The sequence below is a fragment of the Janthinobacterium sp. AD80 genome (assembly GCF_002878455.1).
Taxonomy (GTDB): Bacteria; Pseudomonadota; Gammaproteobacteria; order Burkholderiales; family Burkholderiaceae_D; genus Janthinobacterium.
Genome location: NZ_NRDQ01000148.1, coordinates 1 through 23,463, shown reverse-complemented (window position 1 = coordinate 23,463; position 23,463 = coordinate 1). Strand labels below are relative to the sequence as shown.

At 63.6% G+C, this 23,463-nt stretch carries 20 protein-coding genes; 16 read left to right on the top strand and 4 right to left on the bottom strand.

What is annotated here, in order from left to right:
- Nucleotides 1-181: 181 nt before the first annotated feature.
- Nucleotides 182-694, bottom strand: coding sequence for a hypothetical protein (locus JaAD80_RS23230; protein ID WP_146012499.1), 513 nt, complete (start codon nucleotides 692-694; stop codon nucleotides 182-184).
- A gap of 275 nt (nucleotides 695-969) precedes the next feature.
- On the opposite strand from JaAD80_RS23230, the gene JaAD80_RS23225 reads away from it, so the two are divergent.
- From JaAD80_RS23225 to JaAD80_RS23210, 4 genes are all read left to right on the top strand, one after another.
- Nucleotides 970-1,611: a hypothetical protein gene (locus JaAD80_RS23225; protein ID WP_146012498.1), complete on the top strand. Its 642-nt coding sequence runs from the start codon at nucleotides 970-972 to the stop codon at nucleotides 1,609-1,611.
- A gap of 103 nt (nucleotides 1,612-1,714) precedes the next feature.
- Nucleotides 1,715-2,227, top strand: a complete 513-nt coding sequence (locus JaAD80_RS23220; protein WP_102297951.1) for a sigma-70 family RNA polymerase sigma factor — start codon at nucleotides 1,715-1,717, stop codon at nucleotides 2,225-2,227.
- Nucleotides 2,227-3,210: a FecR domain-containing protein gene (locus JaAD80_RS23215; RefSeq protein ID WP_102297948.1), complete on the top strand. Its 984-nt coding sequence runs from the start codon at nucleotides 2,227-2,229 to the stop codon at nucleotides 3,208-3,210. Before JaAD80_RS23220 ends, JaAD80_RS23215 begins: the two co-directional genes overlap by 1 nt.
- 97 nt (nucleotides 3,211-3,307) lie before the next feature.
- Nucleotides 3,308-5,770, top strand: a complete 2,463-nt coding sequence (locus tag JaAD80_RS23210) for a TonB-dependent receptor (RefSeq protein WP_258003140.1) — start codon at nucleotides 3,308-3,310, stop codon at nucleotides 5,768-5,770.
- A 19-nt stretch (nucleotides 5,771-5,789) separates the two neighbouring features.
- Here the strand turns inward: JaAD80_RS23210 and JaAD80_RS23205 are convergent, their stop codons facing one another.
- A complete protein-coding gene (locus JaAD80_RS23205; protein WP_102297945.1) occupies nucleotides 5,790-6,167 on the bottom strand; it encodes a SirB2 family protein in 378 nt (125 codons plus the stop codon).
- Between the two features lie 84 nt (nucleotides 6,168-6,251).
- The gene (locus tag JaAD80_RS23200; RefSeq protein WP_102297942.1) at nucleotides 6,252-6,698 is read right to left on the bottom strand and encodes a GNAT family N-acetyltransferase; all 447 of its coding nucleotides are present in this window, start codon (nucleotides 6,696-6,698) and stop codon (nucleotides 6,252-6,254) included.
- 310 nt (nucleotides 6,699-7,008) lie between these two features.
- Between JaAD80_RS23200 and JaAD80_RS23195 the strand changes: the two genes are divergently transcribed.
- The 3 genes from JaAD80_RS23195 to JaAD80_RS23185 all read left to right on the top strand — a co-directional run bounded on the left by JaAD80_RS23195 (nucleotide 7,009) and on the right by JaAD80_RS23185 (nucleotide 10,380).
- Nucleotides 7,009-8,232 (top strand): nitrate/nitrite transporter, encoded by a 1,224-nt coding sequence (locus JaAD80_RS23195; RefSeq protein ID WP_102297940.1) that lies wholly within the window; start codon nucleotides 7,009-7,011, stop codon nucleotides 8,230-8,232.
- An 8-nt stretch (nucleotides 8,233-8,240) separates the two neighbouring features.
- Nucleotides 8,241-9,626, top strand: coding sequence for a NarK family nitrate/nitrite MFS transporter (locus JaAD80_RS23190; RefSeq protein ID WP_102297937.1), 1,386 nt, complete (start codon nucleotides 8,241-8,243; stop codon nucleotides 9,624-9,626).
- A 61-nt stretch (nucleotides 9,627-9,687) separates the two neighbouring features.
- The gene (locus JaAD80_RS23185; protein WP_102297935.1) at nucleotides 9,688-10,380 is read left to right on the top strand and encodes a carbonic anhydrase; all 693 of its coding nucleotides are present in this window, start codon (nucleotides 9,688-9,690) and stop codon (nucleotides 10,378-10,380) included.
- A 195-nt stretch (nucleotides 10,381-10,575) separates the two neighbouring features.
- Here the strand turns inward: JaAD80_RS23185 and JaAD80_RS23180 are convergent, their stop codons facing one another.
- On the bottom strand, nucleotides 10,576-10,947 hold the full coding sequence (locus JaAD80_RS23180; protein ID WP_102297933.1) for a ribonucleotide reductase subunit alpha: 372 nt from the start codon (nucleotides 10,945-10,947) through the stop codon (nucleotides 10,576-10,578).
- A gap of 252 nt (nucleotides 10,948-11,199) precedes the next feature.
- On the opposite strand from JaAD80_RS23180, the gene JaAD80_RS23175 reads away from it, so the two are divergent.
- The 9 genes from JaAD80_RS23175 to JaAD80_RS23135 all read left to right on the top strand — a co-directional run.
- Nucleotides 11,200-14,898 (top strand): nitrate reductase subunit alpha, encoded by a 3,699-nt coding sequence (locus tag JaAD80_RS23175; RefSeq protein WP_102297931.1) that lies wholly within the window; start codon nucleotides 11,200-11,202, stop codon nucleotides 14,896-14,898.
- Between the two features lies 1 nt (nucleotide 14,899).
- Nucleotides 14,900-16,450, top strand: a complete 1,551-nt coding sequence (gene narH, locus JaAD80_RS23170; RefSeq protein ID WP_102297929.1) for a nitrate reductase subunit beta — start codon at nucleotides 14,900-14,902, stop codon at nucleotides 16,448-16,450.
- Between the two features lie 21 nt (nucleotides 16,451-16,471).
- Entirely contained in the window at nucleotides 16,472-17,128 is a 657-nt protein-coding gene (narJ, locus tag JaAD80_RS23165; protein WP_102297926.1) for a nitrate reductase molybdenum cofactor assembly chaperone, read from the top strand.
- 34 nt (nucleotides 17,129-17,162) lie between these two features.
- Nucleotides 17,163-17,849 (top strand): respiratory nitrate reductase subunit gamma, encoded by a 687-nt coding sequence (gene narI / locus JaAD80_RS23160; protein WP_102297925.1) that lies wholly within the window; start codon nucleotides 17,163-17,165, stop codon nucleotides 17,847-17,849.
- A 140-nt stretch (nucleotides 17,850-17,989) separates the two neighbouring features.
- A complete protein-coding gene (locus JaAD80_RS23155) occupies nucleotides 17,990-18,736 on the top strand; it encodes a peptidylprolyl isomerase (protein ID WP_102297923.1) in 747 nt (248 codons plus the stop codon).
- A gap of 102 nt (nucleotides 18,737-18,838) precedes the next feature.
- The gene (moaA, locus tag JaAD80_RS23150; protein WP_102297920.1) at nucleotides 18,839-19,825 is read left to right on the top strand and encodes a GTP 3',8-cyclase MoaA; all 987 of its coding nucleotides are present in this window, start codon (nucleotides 18,839-18,841) and stop codon (nucleotides 19,823-19,825) included.
- 162 nt (nucleotides 19,826-19,987) lie between these two features.
- The gene (locus JaAD80_RS23145; RefSeq protein WP_102297918.1) at nucleotides 19,988-21,889 is read left to right on the top strand and encodes a type IV pili methyl-accepting chemotaxis transducer N-terminal domain-containing protein; all 1,902 of its coding nucleotides are present in this window, start codon (nucleotides 19,988-19,990) and stop codon (nucleotides 21,887-21,889) included.
- A gap of 21 nt (nucleotides 21,890-21,910) precedes the next feature.
- Nucleotides 21,911-22,573: a response regulator gene (locus tag JaAD80_RS23140; RefSeq protein ID WP_102297915.1), complete on the top strand. Its 663-nt coding sequence runs from the start codon at nucleotides 21,911-21,913 to the stop codon at nucleotides 22,571-22,573.
- 158 nt (nucleotides 22,574-22,731) lie between these two features.
- Nucleotides 22,732-23,463, top strand: a 732-nt coding sequence (locus JaAD80_RS23135) for an NnrS family protein (protein WP_146012497.1), incomplete at its 3' end; no start/stop codon positions are given.

The window sequence follows — 23,463 nt, the reverse complement described above, 5'->3', positions numbered from 1 at the left end:
GAGGAGACTCCGGCGCAGGCCTCGGCGCACCCTGTGCGGGTGACGTGGCGCGACGGCGTGCTGGCATTTGGCCCGCCCGACGACGTGATGCCAGACGGCGGCGCGCCGTGGTTGATGCTCGATGCCGTTCCCGGCTTCGAGCGCGCGCCGAAGGATAACCTGCACCAGCCCTAGACGGCCCTTATCCCGGCCGCTTGCCCACCATCGCTTCGATGCCGCGATAGTAGGTGAGCGGCCGATTGATCGTCACGCCCATCAGTGCCGCCGCCTGGATGATGTCGTTCGTATCGCGCCGGTACACGACCAGCGCATCCATTTCATCGCTGCCGCTGCCATCGATCTGGATCAGGTCATAGCCGCCTTCGTCCACGGCGCGCTGCGCCAGTTCCGTGTCCAGCCACTCGAAATAGGGCAGCATGCCACGCGCGCTGTCCTTGAGCAGTGCGTAGGGGAAGTCGGGAAATTCGTCGAACATGTCCTGTATCTGCTCGTGCAGTTCATCTAGCTTGTCGCTTGACGCCATATGGCCGGCCAGCTGCGAGAGCATTTCCAGTGCATAGGCCTGAGCATCGCTGTCAATCCACTCGTCGCGCGGCGCGGAAGGGGCATGCGTGATGGCGGCGACGGCTTCGTCGAGTTCCTCGCCTTCGAGGTCGCCGCAGGTCAGCTTGGTCAATAGTTCGGATAAGAGCATGGTTGCCTTTCAGGCGAGGGGCATGGCCACGGTGGCTGCCTTGTGGATAAGGTTGTCAATACTATCATTGCCGTGCAGCTTGCCGCGTTCCGCAGAACACGTACGGCAACCGTCGCTTACTTATCAACTAGACATTTTTGTGGCAGGCGGATACACTGAAAATATTCCCATGTAGAAATATTTTTCGATGCCCAGGCAGGCACAGGCGCGCTTGCCGTCCTTTGCCCTTTGCCCATTACTTGTCACCCATTTCTTCATTTTATTCAGGATCATCCATGTTTGTCCGAACCACCATGCTGCGCGCGCTGGCGTGCGCCGTCCTGCTGCCTGCGCTGTTGTCCGGCTGCGTCACCGGCCGCAATAGCGCGCCTGCGTTTACCTACACGACACCCGACCTTGCCAAAGGCGTTGTCGTCGGCACCGTGTTCGAGAGCTCCGTCTTCGAGGCGCATGGCGCCAGGTTCGGCATTGTCAGCAGCGACCCTGCCGCCCTCGAGGGCAAAAGTCTGTGGTTATCCAGCCATGCTCCCGCCGGCCAGGTCGCCTTGCAGAATGTCTTGCCAAAAGTGCCTACGGGCAAGGGCAGCACCTTTGCGCTGCAGCTGACGCCCGGACGCTACAGCGTTATCATCTGGCTGCTTGACTATGGATTCAGGTCCAGGTACTCCGAAGCGTCGCCGAAGCCGATCGAGTTTGACGTCGTGGCTGGCAAAGTCATCTACCTGGGACGTCTGGATGCCAACCGTTTCGTGGAAGTGGCGTCGATATATGACAATTTCGAGGAAGATATCGTCTACCTGAAGAAAAATCCCTTGCTGGCCAATGCCAGCATCGAGAACAAGGCGCTCGAGGTGCGTGAATGGTGGCTAACGGACGCCCTAAGCAAGGAAATTCTGGAACGAAACCGCGCCAAGTAAGCACCTGCAGGGTGCGGCCGCGGCTGGCCGGTCGCTTGCACCGCAGCACCGCATAGAGATAGAATGCGAATCATTATTATTTGTAAGATAGGGAGTATGCGACGTGCCTCCTGCCCAATCCGGCGTCCACCAGGAGGTGGGCAGCCTGTATCACGAACACCACCGGTGGCTGCATGGCTGGCTCAGGCACAAGCTGGGCAACGCGTATGACGCGGCCGACGTGGCGCACGACACCTTCATGCGTTTGCTCAATCGCGAGGAGGCCATCGCCGCGCGCGAACCGCGGGCCTTTCTGACGACGGTGGCCAAGGGCGTGCTGGGCAATCTGTACCGCCGCCGCGACCTGGAAGTGGCCTACCTGGAAACCCTGGCCAGCCTGCCGGCGCAATGCGCGCCTGATCCGGAAGCGCAGGCGATCTTGCTTGAAACCCTGTTCGATATCGACCGTCGCCTCGATGGCCTGGCGCCTGTCGTGCGCCGCGCCTTTCTGCTGTCGCAGCTCGATGGCATGCCGCAGGCGGCCATTGCGCTGGAACTGAATATCTCGCTGGCCACCGTGCAGCGCCATCTGGTGAAAGCCATGCATCAGTGCTTCTTTTCCCAAGCAGCCTCGTGATGGACGCGCTCACGCCGGAAGCGCCAAGCTTGCAAGCAGTGGAATGGCTGGTGCGCCTGCAGGCTGGCGATTGCGCGCCCGAGGTGGAACAGGCTTGGCGCGCCTGGCGGGCCAGCGACGCGGAAAATGAGCAAGCATGGCAGCATATCGAAGCATGCATGGCGCGCATGCGCGGCTTGCCCGGGCCGCTGGCGCACGGCACCCTGGCGCGCAAGCCCGCCCACGCGCAAGCGAATGCGGCGCGGCGCCAGTCTTTGAAACTGCTGGCGCTGCTGGCCGTGGGTGGCGGTGCCTGGCTGGCGGGTGGCGATGAGCTGGCGCGGTTCTGGCTGGCCGATTACCGCACCGGCACGGGCGAGCTGCGCCACATCGTGCTGGCAGACGGCACGCGCATCGCCCTCAACACGGCGTCGAGCATCGACGTGCGTTTCGACGCGGGCCAGCGCCTGGTGACGCTACTCAAAGGCGAGATCATGGTCAGCACGGCGCGCGACGCGGCGGACAGGCCGTTTTTCGTGCAGACGGGGCAAGGCCGCTTGCAGCCCGTGGGTACGCGCTTTGCCGTGCGCGTACAAGGCGAACGCACGCAGCTGGGCGTGTTCGAAGGCGCCGTCGATATTTTTCCGGGACGTTCGTCCGAGGCGGCGCGCCGGCTGCAAGCGGGCCAGCAAGCCGGCTTCACGGCGGATCAGGTCAGCGCTGTGCAGCCACTGCCTGCCGGCGCGGATGCGTGGACGGCCGGCATGCTGGTGGCGCACGATATGCCGCTGGCCGATTTTATCGGCGAGCTGGCCCGCTACCGCCATGGGCGCCTGGCCTGCGATCCGGCTATTGGCAACCTGCGCGTGTCCGGCATCTACCCGCTGGCCGACACGGCACAGGTGCTGGACATGCTGACGCGCACCTTGCCCGTCGACGTGCGCCAGACCACGCGTTTCTGGGTCACGCTGACGCCGCACCGGCCAGATACCGGACGCACGTAGGCCATTTGAAAAAATATTTTCAGAAAAAGTGAGGGGTTTGCGGTTTTCGCGTGACAAGCACAGTGAACCCTTCATTCACTCTCTGGAAAATCGTCCCATGCCTGGTAAAACATCCTCTCTTTTCCCCGCCGTTTCCACCCGCTGCCAGCGCAGCGTGGCCGCCATCGCCGTCAGCCAGGCCCTGTGGCTGCTGGCCGCCGGCGGTGCCGTGGCCTATGTGCCTGCCGCCATGGCCGCCAATGCCAGCCGCGTGCAGATGGCGATACCCGCCGGTACTTTGGAGCAGGTGCTGGTGCGCTTCGGCCAGGAGACGGGCACCATGATTTCCTACCAAACCGCCACCGTGGCGGGCAAGCGCAGCGCCGGCCTGGCGGGCAGCTACAGCGTGGCCGAGGCGCTGGGCGCCATCGTCGCCCCTTCCGGCTTGCGCGCCGTGCCGCAGGCGAATGGCGGCTATGTGCTGGAGGCGGCGCCTGCCAGCGCCGGCCAAACCATGCCCGAGATGACGGTGACGGCCGCCGCCGAGGCAAAAGGCACGACGGAAGGCAGCGGCTCGTACACGACGCAGTCCATGCGCTCGGCCACGCGCCTGGGCCTGTCTGTGCGCGAGACACCACAAGCCGTCAGCGTGGTGACGCGCCAGCAGATGGATGACCAGAACCTGCAGACGGTGGAGGAGGTGCTGCAAAACGCGGCCGGCGTGGCCATCAACCGCTATGACAGCGACCGCACCTCGTTTTTCGCGCGCGGCTTTTCCATCGCCAGTTACCAGTACGATGGCATTCCCACCACGGTCGACAATGCCTACAACGTGGGCGACAGTACCCTGGACATGACGGCCTACGACCGGGTCGAGATCGTGCGCGGCGCCACGGGCTTGCTGACGGGGGCGGGCGAACCGTCGGCCACCATCAACCTGGTACGCAAGCGCGCCTCGTCGACGCAGCTGGCCGGTGCGGCCGCGCTGAGCCTGGGCTCCTGGAACAATGCGCGCGCCAGCGCCGACCTGTCCACGCCCTTGAGCAGCGACGGCAAGGTGCGCGGCCGCGTCGTGGCCAGCTACCAGGATAGCGAATCGTATGTCAACCTCTATCACGGCAAGAAGTCCATGGCCTACGCCACCGTGGAAGCGGACCTGGCGCCTGGCAGCGTGCTGATCGCTGGCTATGAATACCAGGACAACCGCCCGCGCGGCGGCATGTATGGCGGCCTGCCGCTGTGGTATGCGGATGGCGAGCGCGCCACCTTTGGCCGTTCGACCACCACGGCCGCCACCTGGAGCCGCTGGTTCAGCAGCAGCCAGACGGCCTTTTTGCGCCTGGAGCAGCAATTGGGCAGCGGCTGGAACCTGACGGCCATGCTGAATCACGGCTGGGGCAATTACTCGGCGGCCGAAACTTTCGCCTACACATGGCCGGACAAGGCCACCGGGCAGGGCATGACGGGCAGCCCCGGCTTTTACTCGGGCACGCGGCGCCAGGACAGCGTCGACGCCTATGTGCAAGGGCCGGTGCAGCTGCTGGGCCGCACGCATGACCTGGCATTTGGTGTCTCGGGCAGCAACCAGTTCGCCAGCAACCCGGGCATTTCGGGCGGCAGCGTCGACTACGGCAATTTCTACCAGTGGCAGGGCGTGGCGCCGGAGCCGGACTGGAACGACCCTGATTTTTACCGCTGGAAGCTGCTCGACACGGTGCAGCAGCGCGGCATCTATGGCACGGCGCGCTTTTCGCTGGCCGACCCCGTGAAACTGATCGTCGGTGCGCGCTACAGTCGCTACAAGGCGGACCACGTCGACGACTGGGGCGGCAGCTACGCCTACGCCAAACACGCCGTCACACCGTATGCGGGCCTGGTATGGGATATCGATGCGCAGCATGCGCTGTACACCAGCTACAGCAAGATCTTCAAGCCGCAGGGTAACCAGGACCGCTTTGGCCGCTACCTCGATCCCGTGCAGGGCAAGAATGTGGAAGCGGGTGTGAAGGGCGAGTATTTCGGCGGCAAACTCAATGCTGCGCTGGCCGTGTTCCGCATTGCGCAAGATGGCCTGGCGCAGGAAGACACGGGTCACTTTGTCGGCAATTCGCTAACGCAGGCGTATTACGCGGCATCGGGGACCACCAGCAAGGGCGTGGAACTGGATCTGTCGGGCGAGCTGGCAAAGGGCTGGAATGTGTCGGCCAGCCTGTCGCATGCGGCGGCGGAAGACAACAAGGGCGCGCGCCTGAACAGCTATGTGCCGCAAACCTTGGCGCGCGTGTTTTCCACGTATCAGTTGTCTGGCGACTGGAGGGCGTTATCGGTGGGTGGCGGCGTGAACTGGCAAAGTGGCGCCTACCGCGATGCCACGGGACCGAAGGGCGTCGAGCGCGTGGAGCAGGCCGGCTACGCCGTGGCCAGCCTGATGGCGAAATACGCGCTGTCGCGCCAGTTGTCCCTGCAGGCCAACGTCAACAACCTGTTCGACAAACATTACTACAGCCAGGTCGGCATGTACAACCAGGGCTACTGGGGCGCGCCGCGCAATGCCAGCGTGACTTTGCGCTATATTTTCTGACGGGCTTGCGGGCCTGGCCTTACAGCGGCCAGGCCTGCTTGGTGATGGCCACGGCGATGATGTAGGCGAAGACCAGCACGGCGAGCACGAAGGCGGTGCCGCGCACGGCCGGCGTCTTGCCGCGTTTCAGGGCGATGGTGCCCAGCACGATGTAGGCCACCAGCGCGCACAGCTTGGCGGCCAGCCATGGCTGGCCGCCCGGCGACTGGCCGCTCCATACGGCCAGGGTGATGGCGCTGGCCAGCAAGGCCGTGTCGACCAGATGCGGCAGCACTTTCACCCAGCGCTGCTGCAGCTTTGCGGGCGCGCGCAGCATCCATGCGCCGCGCAGCAGGAAAAGCAGGCCGCTGGCGGCGGCGCAACCCATGTGGAAATGCTTGAGGCTCAGGTAGTCCATGTGTCCATGCTGTCTTGATTGAAAGTGGCGCCAGCATAGCCGCCTTTGCCGCGCCGCGCCATACGCCTTCGGGAGGAAGCACGCTCAGCGGCACCACTTCACGTACACCAGCTCCGGATCCCCCTCGTCGAGGTGGTCGATCTGCCCGCTGCGCACGAAGCCCGCGCTGGCGAACAGCCGTTGCGCGGCCAGGTTGGACTGGTTCGTCGACGTGAACAGCTTCTCCGTCCGGCATGCCGCCGCAGCGGTGGCCAGCAGCCGCAATGCCACGCCGCGCCGCTGCTGCGCGGGCGAGACGACCACCAGCGGCACGAAGCCGTGCTCGAAAAACTCATGGTGCAGCAGCACGTAGCCGACCACCTGGCCCGCGTGCAGCGCGAGCAGGCATTGGCCCTTGCCGGCGGCCGCACGCACGGTGTCGCCCCGGCAGGCGTGGATATGCGCATACGTATCGCATGCCAGCATGGCGGGCACGTCGCCGGGCAAGGCCACGCGGGTGATGATCGGGTCTGCTTCCGTTCTGTTTTCCATGGCGCTCCTTTTTCTCCAGATGCCGAGTGTGCCAAAACCGTGTCGTTTTGTAAAACAGCCGCCATCCAGCCTAGCTGCCCAGTGCGCGGCCTAGTCACTTTTGCCGATGCGGCTATCCAGATTGCCTTCGCAGAATGACCCTGTGGCCGATAGTGTCTTGAGCGGTCGCCACGTAAGCTGGTCGGGACGGCTGGCCAGACGGCCAGTGCATTCATGGAGAAACATCGTGGCTACCCTAGATGGCACCAACAAGAACAGTAACAACAATCCCCAGGCGGTTGAACCAGGCAGGCGGCGCAAGCAGGCGTCCGTGCTGGTCAGCAGTACCTTTGCCTTCACCATCTGCTTCGCGATATGGATGATGTTTGCCGTACTTGGCATCCCCATCAAGACCAGTCTGGGCTTGAGCGAAACGCAATTCGGCCTGCTGGCCGCCATGCCCGTGCTGACGGGCTCCCTCGTGCGCGTGCCGCTAGGCATCTGGACGGACAAATACGGCGGACGCCGCGTCTTCTTCTGGCTGATGCTGGCCAGCGTGCTGCCCATTTACCTGATCGCCTACGCTACCGCCTACTGGCATTTCCTCTTGCTCGGCATGTTCGTCGGCCTGGCGGGCGGTTCTTTTTCCGTCGGCACGCCCTATGTGGCGCGCTGGTACGAGAAGGAGCGCCGCGGCCTGGCCATGGGCATCTTCGGCGCCGGCAATTCCGGTTCCGCGCTGACCAAGTTCGTCGCCCCCGGCATCGTTGCCGCCTTCGGCTGGCAGATGCTGCCCAAGGTGTATGCGGTAACCATGCTGGCCACGGCCATCATCTTCTGGCTGTTTTCGTACACGGACAAATCGCATCTGGCGCCATCGGGCGAAAGTTTTACGCAGCAGATGAAAGTGCTGAAGGACCCGCGCGTATGGCGCTACTGCCAGTACTACTCGGTGGTGTTTGGCGGCTACGTGGCGCTGGCCCTGTGGATGACGAAGTACTACGTGGCCGAATACGGCTTCGATTTGAAACACGCGGCGCTGCTGGCCGCCTGCTTCTCGCTGCCGGGCGGCGTGCTGCGCGCCGTGGGCGGCTGGATCTCCGACAAATACGGCGCGGCGAAAGTGACGTGGGCCGTGATGTGGGTGTGCTGGGTGTGCTTCTTCCTGCTCTCGTATCCGCAGACACAGATGGTGGTGGAAACCGTCACAGGGCCGCTGGCCTTCCATATCGGCCTGTCGCCACTGTGGTTCACCGTGCTGCTGTTCATCGTCGGCATCGCCATGGCCGTAGGCAAGGCGTCCGTGTTCAAGTTCATCGGCGATGACTTTTCCCACAATATCGGCGCCGTCTCGGGTGTCGTCGGCCTGGCCGGCGGCTTGGGCGGCTTCATCCTGCCCGTGATGTTCGGCGCCCTGGTGGATTTGACGGGCGTGCGTTCGAGCGCCTTCATGCTCCTGTACGGCACCGTCTGCGTCTCCCTCGTCTGGATGCATTTCTCGTTCAAGCCGCAAGCGGCGGCACCCACTACTCAACCTGCAGGAGCAACGCTGTGAACAAACCAATGAGCAGATACATGATCAATACCTGGGAGCCGGAAACCCCGAGCTTCTGGCAAAGCACGGGCAAGGCCACGGCCGCGCGCAATCTGTGGATTTCGATTCCCGCGCTGCTGCTGGCATTCGCCGTGTGGATGGTGTGGAGCGTAGTGGTTGTGAACCTGCCCAACATCGGCTTCACCTACAGTAACAACCAGCTGTTCTGGCTGACGGCCTTGCCGGGCCTGTCCGGCGCCACCTTGCGCATCTTTTACTCGTTCATGGTGCCGATCTTCGGCGGGCGCCGCTGGACGGCCATTTCCACCGGCTCGCTGCTGATTCCCGCCATCGGCATCGGCCTGGCCGTGCAGGACGTGAACACGGGCTACCCGACCATGCTGATCCTGGCCTTGCTGTGCGGCTTCGGCGGCGGTAATTTCGCCTCGTCGATGGCCAACATCAGCTTTTTCTACCCGAAAGCCAGCAAGGGTTTCGCGCTGGGCATGAATGCGGGCCTGGGCAACCTGGGCGTGTCGGTGGTGCAGTTCGTCGTGCCGCTGGTGATCACCTTTGCCGTCTTCGGTGCCTGGGGCGGCGAGTCGCTCACCTGGGTGAAAAATGGCGTGAGCAAGGAAATGTGGCTGCAAAACGCGGGCTTCATCTGGGTGCCGTTCATTGCGTTGTCAACCTTGCTGGCCTGGTTCGGCATGAATGACTTGGCCTCGGCCAAGGCCTCGTTCTCGGAGCAGGCCGTGATCTTCAAGCGCAAGCACAATTGGCTCATGTGCTGGCTGTACACGGGCACCTTCGGCTCCTTCATCGGTTATTCGGCCGCCTTTCCGCTGCTGATCAAGATCCAGTTCCCCGATGTGAACCCGCTCGATTACGCCTTCCTCGGCCCCCTCGTCGGTGCCCTGGCGCGCGTGGCCGGCGGCGTAATTTCCGACAAGCTGGGCGGTGCCAGAGTCACCCTGTGGTCCTTCCTCCTGATGATAGGCGCCGTGCTGGGCGTGCTGTACTTCATGCCGCAAGCCGGAGTGGGTGGCAGTTTCAACGGCTTCTTCTGGATGTTCATGCTGCTGTTCGCCGGCACCGGCATCGGCAACGCCTCGACTTTCCGCATGATCCCCGTGATCTTCCTGACGGAACACCAGCGCGCGGCGGCAGGCAAGGGCAAGGCGGCGCAGGAGCAAGCCATCGTCGACGCCAACAAGGAAGGCGCCGCTGTCCTGGGCTTCACGTCGGCCGTGGCGGCCTACGGCGCCTTCTTCATCCCGAAAAGCTACGGCACCTCGATCGCGCTGACGGGCAGCCCGGACGCGGCCCTGTGGTGCTTCATCGGCTTTTATGTCAGCTGCATCGCGATCACCTGGTGGTGCTATGCGCGCAAGAATGCGGCTATGCCTTGCTAGTTAGCGTCAGAACGCCGGGCGAGTCCTGCTTGCCCGGCGTTGAACACCGTAAGAGGTAGTCATGGAAGAACTGGAAAAATTCGTCAACGGCTTCAGCCTGTTTCAGCAGCAGTATTTCAGCGAGCCGCAAACCCTGTACGACAACCTGCGCGATGGCCAGCACCCGAGCACCTTGCTGATCGGCTGCTGCGATTCGCGCGTCGACCCGATGCTGCTGACAGGCAGCGACCCGGGCGACATGTTCGTCGTGCGCAATATCGCCAACCTGGTGCCGCCTTGCACGCCGGAGGCGCCGCCCGGTGTCAGTTCGGCCATCGAGTTCGCCGTCTGCAAGCTCGAAGTGGCCAGGGTCATCGTGCTGGGCCATGCGCGCTGCGGCGGCATCCGCGCGCTGCTGCAGCCGCAGCCGCGCGCGCAAGACCAGGAAACGGACTTCGTGGGGCAGTGGATGCGCATCGCCGAACCGGTGGCGCAGCGCGTGCGGCGGGAACTGGCGCACCGCTCATCGGAAGAGCAGCACCATGCGTGCGAACTGGCCAGCATTTTGCAGTCGCTCGACAACCTGCTGACCTACCCGTGGCTCAAGCGCAGGGTGGAGCAGGGGGCATTGAAATTGCATGGCTGGTATTTCGACATCGACAGCGGCGCCCTGATGGCCTATTCGGCGCGCCAGCAGCAGTTTTTGCCGCTCGTGTGCCCGATAGAGCGGGCGCGGCATTTGCATGAGCGCCCTTGGCCGGATGCAGGCAGGTAGCTTGGATTAGCGTAGCGTAATCCAACAAGGCACCGTCAACAATGTGTCGGATTACGCGTGGCGCTGCCGCGCTAATCCGACCTACGTCACTCTACATCAGTCATGTACGTTGGATCAGGCCGCAGGCCGTCATCCAACAGGGCGCCGCCAGCAAGGCGTCGGATCAGGCCGCAGGCCGTCATCCGACAAATTTCCTCAGCTAAAACGCAACAAATCCCCGCTGCGGTCGAACGCCAGCAGGCTGTCGATGCGGCCTTGCTCGATGGCCGTCACCATGGCGCGCAGGGGCGCTTCGCAATCCTGCGGCGCGGGCGGCTGGCCTTCCTTGCCCGCCAGGCCCGCCACGAAGACCACGTCCCAGTGCGTCTGCATCTGTGTCGATTCCTCTTTCAATGTCTCGAAGCTGTCCAGTTCATCGGGCAGCTTGTCGGCGCACATCACGGGCGTGAGCGATTTGCCCTGGCCGCCAGGCTGGGCCTGCGCCTGGGTAAAGGTGAACAGCAGGCGCTGCGGCTGTTGCTGGCTGCGGGCGCTGTGCAGCAGGCTGGCGTAGTCGGTAATGGACATGGTTTTCTCCTGGTTGATTGATGGTGATTGCGATGGCGACAGGTATACCGCAGCGCGCGCGCCGCGCCCATAGGCACAAGTGACTAGCCGGGTGACTAGCCATGTAAGCATTCCTGGTGCGCGAAACCGACTTCTTGCCAATACCGTGGCGTGGGGCGCATCGCTAGACTGGTTGCATCGACGCTAGGGCCATCCGGCTAATAGCGTTTTAATGACCTGGCGCCGCTGCCCGCGGCGCATTGTGGAGGTAGCATGAGTCACTTTCTGGACCGTCTGAAGTTTTTTAGCAAGCCCGCCGAACCGTTCTCGAACGGCCATGGCACCGTGGTCGATGAAGACCGCACGTGGGAAAACGCCTACCGCCAGCGCTGGCAGCATGACAAGATCGTGCGTTCCACGCATGGCGTGAACTGCACCGGCTCGTGCAGCTGGAAGGTGTATGTCAAGAATGGCCTGATCACCTGGGAAACCCAGCAGACCGATTACCCGCGCACGCGGCCCGACCTGCCCAACCACGAGCCGCGCGGCTGCCCGCGCGGCGCCAGCTATTCCTGGTATGTGTATTCGGCGCAGCGCGTGAAATATCCGATGGTGCGCGGCCGCCTGATGGAAATGTGGCGCGAAGCGCGCAAGACCATGGACCCCGTCACGGCCTGGGACTGGATCAGCCAGGACGAGGAACGCTCGAAACAATATAAATCGATCCGCGGCCTGGGCGGCTTCGTGCGCGCCAGCTGGGATGAAACGAATGAAATCATCGCCGCCGCGAATGCGCTGACGATCAAGAAATACGGCCCGGACCGCATCATCGGCTTTTCGCCGATTCCAGCCATGTCCATGGTCAGCTACGCGTCCGGCACGCGCTACCTGTCGCTGATCGGCGGCGTGGCCCTGAGCTTTTATGACTGGTACTGCGACTTGCCACCGGCCAGCCCGCAAGTGTGGGGCGAGCAGACGGACGTGCCGGAATCGGCCGACTGGTACAACTCGACCTATCTGATGGTGTGGGGTTCGAACGTGCCGATGACGCGCACGCCGGACGCCCACTTCTATACGGAAGTGCGCTACAAGGGCACGAAAACCGTCGCCATCTCCCCCGACTATGGCGAAATGGTGAAGTTCGGCGACATCTGGCTGGCGCCGAAGCAGGGCACGGACGCCGCGCTGGCGCTGGCCATGGGCCACGTCATCCTCAAGGAATTCCACTCGGAAGGGCAGAGCGCCTACTTCCGCGACTATGCGCGCCAGTACACGGACTTCCCCATGCTGGTGCTGCTCAAGGAGCATAACGGCACCCTCGTACCCGACTACTTCCTGCGCGCTTCGCACCTGGACAACAACCTCGACGAAACGAATAACCCGGAATGGAAAACCCTGGTCATCGACGAGACCACGGGCGCCATCACGGCGCCGGCCGGCTCCATCGGCTTCCGCTGGGGCGAGTCGGGCAAGTGGAACCTGGAGCAAAAGGCCGGCGGCAGCGGCGCGCCCATCGTGCCGATGCTCTCCATGATCAACGACAGCGACGCCGTCACGGAAGTGGGCTTTGCCTACTTCGGCGGCAAGGATGCGTCCGACATGCTGCTGCGCAAGGTGCCGGTGAAAACCATCCGCCTGGCCGACGGCACGACGGGCCTGGTCACCACCGTGTTCGACCTGACCCTGGCCAACTACGGCATCGACCGTGGCCTCGGCGGCGCCAACGTGGCGGAAAGCTATGACGACGACGTGCCGTACACCCCCGCATGGCAAGAAAAGCACACGGGCGTGAAACGCGCCGACGTCATCACCGTGGCGCGCCAGTTTGCGGAAAACGCGGATCAGACGCGTGGCAAGAGCATGGTCATCGTCGGTGCCGGCCTGAATCACTGGTACCACATGGACATGACCTACCGCGGCATCATCAACATGCTGATGATGTGCGGCTGTATCGGCCAGTCGGGCGGCGGCTGGGCCCACTACGTGGGCCAGGAGAAACTGCGTCCGCAAACGGGCTGGACGCCATTGGCCTTCGCCCAGGACTGGGTGCGTCCGATGCGCCAGATGAACGGCACCTCGTTCTTCTATGCGCACACCAGCCAGTGGCGCCACGAAAAGCTGGAAACGGGCGACATCGCCTCGCCATCGGCGGCCGGCGGCACGGGCGACCTGACCCTGCTCGACTACAACGCCAAGGCCGAGCGCATGGGCTGGCTGCCATCGGCACCGCAGCTGCAAACCAATCCGCTGGAAGTGGCCAGGGCCGCCGCCGCCGCAGGCCAGAAGCCGGCCGCGTATGCGCTCGACCAGATCAAGGCGGGCCAGCTGCAGTTTTCGTGCGACGACCCGGACAATCCGGCCAACTTCCCGCGCAATATGTTCGTGTGGCGCTCGAATATCCTCGGCAGCTCGGGCAAGGGCCACGAGTACTTCCTGAAATACCTGCTCGGCACGCAAAACGGCTTGCTCAGCGATGAAGACGACTGCCTCACGCCGAAACAGGTGAAAGTGCGCCCGGCCGCCGAAGGCAAGCTCGATCTGCTGGTGGTACTGGACTTCCGCATGTCGACGACCTGTTTGTATGGCGACGTGGTGCTGCCGACGGCCACCTGGTACGAAAAAGACGATCTGAATACGTCGGACATGCATCCGTTCATCCATCCGCTGTCCGAAGCCGTGCAACCGCTGTGGCAATCGAAGTCGGACTGGGAAATTTACAAGGGCATCGCCGAGAAATTCTCGGAAATCGGCGGCGAGCTGCTGGGCACCCAGCAAGACATCATCCTCACGCCGCTGATGCACGACACGCCCGGTGAGTTGGGCCAGCCTTTCGATCCCAAGGATTGGCGCGCCGGCGAATGCGCCGCGATTCCCGGCAAGACGATGCCGAACATGACGGTGGTCGAGCGTAATTACCGCGACGTCTACAAGAAATTCACGTCGATCGGCCCGCTGCTGGAAACCATCGGCAATGGCGGCAAGGGCATTTCCTGGAAAACCGGGCATGAAGTGGACGTCCTGCGCGGCATCAACCGCACGGTGCTGGAAGAGGGCGTGTCGCAGGGCCAGCCGCGCCTGGATACGGCCATCGATGCTGCCGAAATGATTCTGTCGCTGGCGCCGGAAACGAATGGCCACGTGGCCGTGAAAGCCTGGGCCGCGCTGTCCTCCATCACGGGCCGCGACCATACGCACCTGGCGCTGCCGCGCGAACATGACAGCATCCGCTTCCGCGATGTGCAGGCGCAGCCGCGCAAAATCATTTCCTCGCCCACCTGGTCGGGACTGGAAAGCGAAGAAGTCAGCTACACGGCCGGCTATACCAACGTGCATGAACTGATCCCTTGGCGCACCCTGACGGGCCGCCAGCAGTTCTACCAGGATCATTTGTGGATGCGCGATTTCGGCGAGGGACTGTGCGTGTACAAGCCGGCGATCAATACGAAGACGACCGAAGCGCTGCTGGGCACCAAGCCGAACGGCAACAAGGAACTGGCGCTGAACTTCCTCACACCGCACCAGAAGTGGGGCATCCACTCCACGTATTCGGACAACCTGCGCATGCTGACGTTGTCGCGCGGCGGACCGCACGTGTGGCTGTCGGAGACGGACGCGCAAGCTGCCGGCATCGTCGACAACGACTGGATCGAAGTGTTCAACGTGAATGGCAGCCTGACGGCGCGCGCCATCGTCAGCCAGCGCATCCCGGCCGGCATGACGATGATGTACCACGCCCAGGAAAAGATCATCAACGTGCCTGGCGCGGAGATGACGGGCAAGCGGGGCGGCATCCACAACTCGGTGACGCGGGCCGTGCCCAAGCCGACGCACATGATCGGCGGCTACGCCCAGCTGGCCTACGGCTTCAATTACTACGGCACGGTGGGCTCCAACCGCGATGAATTCGTATTGGTGCGCAAGATGAACAAGGTTGACTGGCTTGAAGGCCCGTTGCAGGAAGAAGGAGCATAGTATGAAAATCAGAGCGCAAATCGGCATGGTGCTGAACCTGGACAAGTGCATCGGCTGCCACACCTGTTCCGTCACCTGCAAGAACGTGTGGACCAGCCGCGACGGCGTCGAGTACGCATGGTTCAACAACGTGGAAACCAAGCCCGGCATCGGCTATCCGAAGCAGTGGGAAAACCAGGACAAGTGGAATGGCGGCTGGCGCCGCACGGATGCGGGCAAGATCGAGCCGCGCCAGGGCAGCCGTCTGAAAATCCTGGCCAATATCTTCGCCAATCCGAACCTGCCCGCCATCGACGAGTACTACGAGCCGTTCACCTACGACTACGAGCACCTGCAAAGCGCGCCGCTGTCGCAGACGCCGCCGACGGCCCGTCCGATCTCCGTGCTGACGGGGAAAAAGATGGAAAAAATCGAGTGGGGTCCGAACTGGGAAGATGACCTGGGCGGCGAGTTTGCCCAGCGCAGCAAGGATAAGCTGTTCGACAATATGCAGAAGGAGATGTACGGCACCTTCGAGAACACCTTCATGATGTACTTGCCGCGCCTGTGCGAGCATTGCCTCAACCCGACCTGCGTGGCGTCCTGCCCGTCCGGCTCCGTGTACAAGCGCGAAGACGACGGTATCGTGCTGATCGACCAGGACAAGTGCCGCGGCTGGCGCATGTGCATCTCCGGTTGCCCGTACAAGAAGATTTACTACAACTGGTCGTCCGGCAAGGCGGAGAAGTGCACGTTCTGCTTCCCCCGCATCGAAGCGGGCCAGCCTACCGTGTGCTCGGAAACGTGCGTGGGCCGCATCCGCTACCTGGGCGTGCTGCTGTACGACGCCGACAAGATCGAGGCTGCCGCCTCGGTGCCGCAGGAGCAGGACCTGTACCAGGCGCAGCTCGACCTGTTCCTCGATCCGCACGACCCGGCCATCATCGCCGAGGCGCGCCGCCAGGGCATTCCCGACCTGTGGCTGGAAGCGGCCGTCAAGTCGCCCGTCTACAAGATGGCCGTCGAGTGGAAAGTGGCGTTCCCGCTGCATCCCGAGTACCGCACCTTGCCGATGGTGTGGTACGTTCCGCCCCTGTCGCCGATCCAGGCGGCTGCGGAATCGGGCAAGCTGGGCGTGAACGGCATGCTGCCGGATACGCAAAGCCTGCGCATTCCCGTGCAGTATCTGGCCAATCTGCTGACGGCCGGCGACCAGCCGCCCATCGTCACGGCGCTGGACCGCATGCTGGCCATGCGTGCCTACATGCGCAGCAAGACGGTGGACAAGGTGGAAAACCTCACGGTCCTGAAGCAGGTGGGCTTGAGCAAAGCGCAGGTGGAGGACATGTACCACATCATGGCCATCGCCAATTACGAAGACCGCTTCGTCATCCCCAGCAGCCACAAGGAAATGGCCGAGGACAGCTTCAACGAGAAGGGTTCGTGCGGCTTCAGCTTCGGCAACGGCTGCTCGGACGGCACCAGCGAACCGACCTTGTTCGGCAAGAAAAAACACGGTTCGGCCATCTTCATGCAGATGCCGAAGTCGCGCAAAACGGCGCCAGGCGCTTAAGGAGCTGATATGGAACACGCTATGCATCACTACCAAATCCTCTCGCGCCTGCTGCTGTATCCGGAGCCCGAGCTGATCGCCCACCTGCCGCAGCTGGACGCCGCGCTGGCGGCCGTACCGGAACAGCACGCGCTGTTGCGGTCCTTGCTGGCGCACCTGGCAAGCAGCAGCCTGATCGACCTGCAGCAGCAGTACGTGGCCACGTTCGACCGCAATCCGTCGCACTCGCTGCATCTGTTCGAGCATATCCACGGCGAATCGCGCGACCGGGGCCAGGCCATGGTCGACCTGATGGAGGAATACAAGCGCCACGGCCTGCAAATGGTGGGCGACGACTTGCCCGACTTCGTGCCCCTGTTCCTGGAATTCCTGGCGCAGCTGGACAAGGCAGCTTCGGCGCCGCTGCTGGGCGACGCCGTCCACGTGCTGGCGCACATCGGCCGCAAGCTGACGGCCAACGGCAGCCCGTATGCGCCCGTCTTCACGGTGCTCGAACGCCTGAGCCCCGTGGCGGCGGAAATGCTGGCCGAACCGCCGGTGCGCGACATGGATGAAGCGCTGGAAACCTTCGGTCCCGGTGCGGACGGCGTCGAGCCGCTGCTGCGCCAAGGTCCAGGCCAAGTTCCGGGCGGCGTCCATCCCGTGCATTTTCACCCGCAGCCGCGGCGCGCTGCCTAATTGGCCGCTTGCGCCCGCATGAGGAGAGTACATCATGAGTAATTATCTGCATCAATTTGTGTATGGCATTTATCCATACATCGCGCTGGCCATCTTTTTCCTGGGTAGCCTGATCCGTTTCGACCGCGAGCAATACACGTGGAAGTCCGATTCCAGCCAGCTGCTGCACCGTGGCAGCCTGCGTCTGGGCAACATCCTGTTCCACATCGGCATCATCGGCCTGCTGTTCGGCCATGCTGCCGGCTTGCTGACCCCCGTCTGGGTATGGGATACCCTGGGCGTGTCGCACAGCCTGAAGCAGGGCGTGGCCATGGCGGCCGGCGGCGTGATGGGCGGCCTGTGCCTGGTCGGCATCCTGATCCTGCTGGTGCGCCGCTTCAGTAACGACCGGCTGCGCACCGTCACCACGGCCGGCGACAAGCTGGTGATGCTGTGGATTCTGCTGACCTTGCTGCTGGGCCTGTCGTCGATCTTCGTCTCCGCTTCGCACATGGATGGCCACATGATGGTCTTGCTGATGAACTGGGCGCAGCACATCGTGACCTTCCGTGGTGACGCGGCCAGCTTCATCGTCGATGCGCCGCTGGTGTTCAAGCTGCACCTGTTCATGGGCATGTCGCTGTTCGTCATCTTCCCGTTCACCCGCCTGGTGCACGTGTGGAGCGGCTTTGGCGCCATCGGGTACCTGGGCCGCGCTTACCAACTGGTGCGCCGCCGCTAAAAAAACGCCATGAAAAATCTGCTGCGCGCAGCGATTTGCAGCCTCCGATGCTCGCTGTGCATCCGCACAGCTGCGCTTCTCAGCCGCAACTCATCCCCGCTCGCGACGATTTTTCAGGCTACTTATGGAAGGAAAGCAAGATGGGAATCTCCGTCAATGGCATCGATATCGACGATGCCGACATCGCGCAGGAACTGCCGCATCACGATGGTGCCGGCAACCCTTTGAAACAGGCCGTGCATGAACTGGTGCTGCGCCGGCTGCTGCTGGACGAAGCCGACCGCCTGGGCGTGCAGGGCGGCAGCGAGGATGACCGCATCGAAGCGCTGTTCGCGCAGGAAGTGCGCGTGCCGCCCGCCGACGACGCGGCTTGCCGCAGCTTTTATGCGCAGCGCCCGCAGCTGTTTTGCAGCGGGGCGCTGGTCGAGGCGCGCCACATCCTGTTCCAGGTGACGCCCGAGGCGCCTTTGGCACTGCTGCGCACGACGGCGCAAGCCGTGCTCGACGCCTTGAAACTGGCGCCCGAACGCTTTGGAGAACTGGCGGCGCAGTATTCGAACTGCCCGTCTGGCGCCCTGGGGGGGAATCTGGGCCAGCTGTCGCCGGGCCAGAGCGTGCCGGAGTTCGACGCGCTGCTGTTCCGCCTGGAAGCGGGCGCGCTGGCCGGCCATCTGCTGGAAACGCGCTTTGGCTACCACATCGTGCAAGTGCTGCGCCGGGTCGAAGGCCAGGCCATCGCCTACGAGGCCGTGCAGGCGCAGATCGCCGACCGCCTGTCGCGCGCCGCCTGGCAACGGGCCGTGCACCAGTATCTGCACTTGCTGGTGGGGCGCGCCGAGATCGCCGGCATCGAGCTCGAAGGCGCGGTCAGCCCGCTGGTTCAGTAGGTAGAAATGCGTAGGCCGAAAGGCGTAGGCCGCTAGGCCTTCTGGGGCACAGCCAGATCGTGCCCCAGCCTTTACAATCAAGGAAGAAACAGGAGTAGCGTCATGGGGTGCGTCAAGTTGCAGGACCGTTTTGGCCGTTCGATCGATTATGTGCGGCTGTCCGTCACCGATCGCTGCGATTTGCGCTGCAGTTACTGCATGCCCAAGGGCTTTCGCGGTTTCGAGGAGCCGAAGGACTGGCTGACGTTCGACGAGATCGAGCGCCTGATAGGCATCTTCGTGCGTCTCGGCACGCGCCGGGTGCGCTTGACGGGCGGCGAACCGCTGTTGCGGCGCAATCTGCCCGAGCTGGCGCGCAAGCTGACGGCGCTGCCCGGTTTGCAGGATCTGTCGCTGTCGACGAATGCCACGCAATTGGGCAAGCACGCCGTGGCCTTGCGCGCGGCGGGCGTGGACCGCATCAATGTCAGCCTGGACTCTCTCGACCGTGCCTGCATGCAGCAGATCACGGGACGCGACAGCCTGCAACCGATTCTCGATGGCCTGATGGCGGGCAAGGCGGCCGGTTTCGACCCAATCAAGATCAATATGGTGGCCATGCGCGGCGTCAATGACGGCCAGATCGAGGCCATGGCGGCCTTCTGCATCGAGCAGCAGTTCATCCTGCGCCTGATCGAAGCCATGCCCATGGGCAGCACGGGCCGCAATGCCAGCTACATGCCGCTGGGCCCCGTGCGCGAAAGCCTGGCTGCGCGTTTCGGCCTGGTGCCGCAAGCGGCCGAACTGGGCGGCGGGCCGGCGCGTTACCTGGCGACAGCGGATGGGCTTTCCAGCATCGGTTTCATCACGCCCATGTCGCAGCATTTTTGCGCCAGTTGCAACCGCGTGCGTCTGTCCGTCGATGGTACCCTGTATTTGTGCCTGGGCCAGGAAGAGAAATTCGCCCTCGGCCCCATGCTGCGCGGCGGCGCCACGGATGCGGAGATCGAGGCGGCGATCCGCGCCGCCATCGAACTCAAGCCGCAGCAGCATGATTTCAATACGCAGCCGGATAAAATTATCCGCTTCATGGCGCAGACGGGTGGCTAGGATGGACACCTGGCCGAACCTACTGCGCGTCGCGCTTTGCGGCCGGCGATGCTCACCCTACTAGAGTACGGTTGCGCTTCTCGGCCACAAATCACTGCCGCTCGCTACGGTTTTGCCAGGTGCCGTGGCGCTTGGGGTGCGCTTGTTAAAGCAAAAGGATCTATGAAATTCAAGGCGATGTTTTCCTCCTGGCAGAAGCTGTCGACCAAGATCGTCGGCGCGCTGCTGCTCATGCTGATGCTGGCCTTGAGTGCCATCGGCTGCACCCTGTTCCTGTCGTGGCAGCTCGAAGGCAGTTCGGCCGCCATCAACGAGACGGGCCGGCTGCGCATGCAGACCTACCGCCTGACCCTGCTGATCGCCAGCGACGCCCGCGTGCAGGCGCAGCAGCAGGCGCTGCTGATCGACGACACCTTGGCCAAGATCGGCCATGGCGACCCGCAGCGGCCCTTGTTCCTGCCCCCGAGCGCCACCATCAAGACGGAATTCGAACGCATCGGCCTGGCCTGGCGCAGTTCCTTGCGTCCGGCGGCGCTGGCGGCCGATTCCAGCATCAAGGCACGCCAGTTCGAGCATGAAGCCGATGCCTTTGTCGGCCAGGTCGATCAACTGGTGCGCCTGATCGAGCACGATAGCGAGCAGCGCACCTTCTGGCTGCGCGCTTCGCAGATGGTGCTGCTGGCCATGGCCATCCTCGGCACGGTCAGCATGATCTACCTGATGTTCATGCTGATCATCGAGCCTGTCACGCGCCTGCGCCTGGGCATGCAGCGCATGAAGGAGCGCGATTTCAGCGTGCGCCTGGCCGTCGAAAGCAATGATGAATTCGGCCAGCTGGCCAGTGGCTTCAACCAGATGGCCGACCGCCTGCAGGCGCTGTACGGCAACCTGGAAGAGGGCGTGCGCAGCAAGACGGCGACGCTCGAATACCGCAACCGCGAGCTGGCGCTGCTGTACGAAAGCGCGGCCTTTTTGCAGCGCCCGCAGCCGCTGGAAGATATCTGCGGCGGCTTCATGCAGCGCATCGTCGATTATTTCGAGGCCGATGGTTCGACCGTGCGCGTGCTCGACGCCGAGCGCGGCAACCTGCACATGGTGGTGCACACGGGCCTGTCCGAGGAACTGGTGGCATCGGAACACTGCCTGAAGGTGGGCGACTGCCTGTGCGGCACGGCCGTCGAGATGAAGGTGGCCAAGGTGCACGACATGCGCCGCATCGACCGCGCGCATGAACTGAAATGCCACCGCGAGGGCTTTGCCACCGTGTCCGTCTTCCACATCCACGCCCACGAACAGCACCTGGGCTTCTTCAACCTGCATTTCCGCCATGCGCGCGTGTTTTCCGCACGTGAACTGGCCTTGCTGGAAACCCTGGGCCAGCTGCTGGGCATCGCCCTGGAAAACCTGCGCCTGGCCGCGCGCGAACGCGAAATGGCCATCTCCGAAGAGCGCAACCTGGTGGCGCAAGGACTGCATGACAGCATCGCGCAAAGCCTCAATTTCCTCAACTTGCAGGTGCAGATGCTTGACGACTCCGTGCGCAACGCGCGTTTCGAGGAAGTGGCCGGTATCGTGCCGGCCCTGCATGCCGGCGTGAAGGAGAGCTACGAAGACGTGCGCGAGCTGCTGGCGAATTTCCGCAGCCGCCTGATGGAAGACGATTTGATCGGCTCTCTGCGCGCGGCGCTGGAAAAATTCCGCCGCCAGACGGGCATCGCCGCCGACCTGCTGGCCGATGTCGATGGCGCGCCGTTCCCCCGCGAACAGCAATTGCAGCTATTATTCATCGTGCAGGAAGCGTTGTCGAACATCCGCAAGCACGCGCAGGCGAGCCACGTCGAAGTGCGCCTGGCCGATGACCAGGACTTCACCTTGACGATCAGCGACAACGGCGTGGGCTTCGATGCCGCCACCGTCCTGGAAAAAGGCGACAGCCATGTCGGCATCCACATCATGCGCGAACGCGCGCAGCGCATCGAGGCCACGTTCGACGTGCATGCCTGCCCTGGCGGCGGCACCACCGTCGAACTGCATTTGTCGCGCGGGCAGCGGCGCGCCGCCTAAGTAACTATCTGAAAGTAAAAAATGGAGACACCCGATAAGCCGATCACCGTCATGCTGGTGGACGACCACGCGCTGTTCCGCAGCGGCATACGCTCGCTGCTGCAGCGCCATACCGATTTTTCCGTGGTGGGCGAGGCGGCCGACGGCGTGGAAGGCATCAAGCGCGCCATCCAGCTGCAGCCCGACGTGGTGCTGCTGGATCTGAACATGGCCGGCATGTCGGGCGTGGAAGCGCTGCAGCTGATGCAGCACGACTGCCCCGACACGGCCATCGTCATGCTCACCGTGTCCGAAGACGCCGACGACCTGGCCACGGCCCTGCGCGCGGGCGCCTGCGGCTATCTGATCAAGAATATCGACGCCGACTACCTGGTGCGCGCCATCCGCCGCGCGGCCGCCGGCGAGGTCGTCATCGCCGAAGCCATGACGGGCAAGCTGGTGGCGCAGCTGCAGGCGGGCACGCGGCGCGAGGAACCGGTGTCGGAACTCGACAAGCTGACGCCGCGCGAAAAGGAGATCATCGACTGCCTGTCGCGCGGCGAGAGCAACAAGGGCATCGCCCGCACCCTGGATCTGGCGGAAAGCACGGTCAAGATCCACGTGCAGAACGTGCTGAAGAAACTGAATTTGAACAGCCGCGTGCAGGCTGCCGTGTATGCGGTGGAGCACCGGCAGGGCAAGTAGCCCGAGATAGCTGGGGTCTGACCCGGCGGGTCAGACCCCATACCCGCCGGGTCAGACCCCATGGCCGCCGCCACGTAGTGGTCTAGTGCTTTTTGCCTATGCCTGGCTTTGCGCTTTTAAAGTAGTATATTGAATATATCTTTAAACGCGAGCACATCATGGCCCTTATCCCCATCAGCGAAGCCACCCGTCCCGAGCACAGCAAACGCGCCGCCCCCTGGCATGCGGCACATCCCGTCTGGCAGCTGGGCTTCCGCCCGTTCTACCTGCTGGCCGCGCTGTTCGCGGCCGTCAGCATTCCGCTGTGGCTGGCCAGCTACCTTGGCTTGCTGCCGGACGGCCTGCAAGCGGGGCTGGGCTGGCACATGCATGAGATGGTCTTCGGCTTCGCCGTGGCCGTCGTCGTGGGCTTTTTATACACGGCGGGGCGCAACTGGACGGGCTTGCCTACGCCGCACGGCGCGCCGCTGATGGCGCTGGCGGCACTGTGGCTGGCGGCACGCATCGCCATGCTGTGCGGCCCCGGCCTCGTGGCGACGCTGCTGGACTGGCTGTTCCTGCCGCTGGCCGCCTGGCCCTTGTACCGCGTGCTGCGCCGCTCGGGCAATACGCGCAACCTGTTCCTTGTCGGCTTGCTGGCGTTGCTGGCGCTGGCCAATGGCCTGTACCACGCTGCCGTGCTGGACTGGCTGCCACTGTCGCTGTTCATCCCCGTGCAGGCGGCCATTTTGATCATCGTGCTGATCGAATCGGTGCTCGGCGCCAGGGTCATTCCCATGTTTACGCGCAATGGCGCGCCGGGCAGCGCGCCCGTGGCCAGCCCGCGGCGGGCCTTGATTGCCGTGGTCTGCATGGCGGCGGCCGGCATCGCCTGGCTGGCGGGCGCGCCA

Bases quoted from the DNA above. Each gene is read 5' to 3' on its own strand.
- JaAD80_RS23205 (WP_102297945.1), bottom strand. From the start codon at position 6,167: ATGGACTACCTGAGCCTCAAGCATTTCCACATGGGTTGCGCCGCCGCC.
- JaAD80_RS23230 (WP_146012499.1), bottom strand. From the start codon at position 694: ATGCTCTTATCCGAACTATTGACCAAGCTGACCTGCGGCGACCTCGAA.
- JaAD80_RS23140 (WP_102297915.1), top strand. From the start codon at position 21,911: ATGGAGACACCCGATAAGCCGATCACCGTCATGCTGGTGGACGACCAC.
- JaAD80_RS23215 (WP_102297948.1), top strand. From the start codon at position 2,227: ATGGACGCGCTCACGCCGGAAGCGCCAAGCTTGCAAGCAGTGGAATGG.
- moaA (WP_102297920.1), top strand. From the start codon at position 18,839: ATGGGGTGCGTCAAGTTGCAGGACCGTTTTGGCCGTTCGATCGATTAT.
- narH (WP_102297929.1), top strand. From the start codon at position 14,900: ATGAAAATCAGAGCGCAAATCGGCATGGTGCTGAACCTGGACAAGTGC.
- narJ (WP_102297926.1), top strand. From the start codon at position 16,472: ATGCATCACTACCAAATCCTCTCGCGCCTGCTGCTGTATCCGGAGCCC.
- JaAD80_RS23185 (WP_102297935.1), top strand. From the start codon at position 9,688: ATGGAAGAACTGGAAAAATTCGTCAACGGCTTCAGCCTGTTTCAGCAG.
- JaAD80_RS23200 (WP_102297942.1), bottom strand. From the start codon at position 6,698: ATGGAAAACAGAACGGAAGCAGACCCGATCATCACCCGCGTGGCCTTG.
- JaAD80_RS23175 (WP_102297931.1), top strand. From the start codon at position 11,200: ATGAGTCACTTTCTGGACCGTCTGAAGTTTTTTAGCAAGCCCGCCGAA.
- JaAD80_RS23180 (WP_102297933.1), bottom strand. From the start codon at position 10,947: ATGTCCATTACCGACTACGCCAGCCTGCTGCACAGCGCCCGCAGCCAG.
- JaAD80_RS23190 (WP_102297937.1), top strand. From the start codon at position 8,241: ATGAGCAGATACATGATCAATACCTGGGAGCCGGAAACCCCGAGCTTC.
- narI (WP_102297925.1), top strand. From the start codon at position 17,163: ATGAGTAATTATCTGCATCAATTTGTGTATGGCATTTATCCATACATC.
- JaAD80_RS23210 (WP_258003140.1), top strand. From the start codon at position 3,308: ATGCCTGGTAAAACATCCTCTCTTTTCCCCGCCGTTTCCACCCGCTGC.
- JaAD80_RS23155 (WP_102297923.1), top strand. From the start codon at position 17,990: ATGGGAATCTCCGTCAATGGCATCGATATCGACGATGCCGACATCGCG.
- JaAD80_RS23145 (WP_102297918.1), top strand. From the start codon at position 19,988: ATGAAATTCAAGGCGATGTTTTCCTCCTGGCAGAAGCTGTCGACCAAG.
- JaAD80_RS23225 (WP_146012498.1), top strand. From the start codon at position 970: ATGTTTGTCCGAACCACCATGCTGCGCGCGCTGGCGTGCGCCGTCCTG.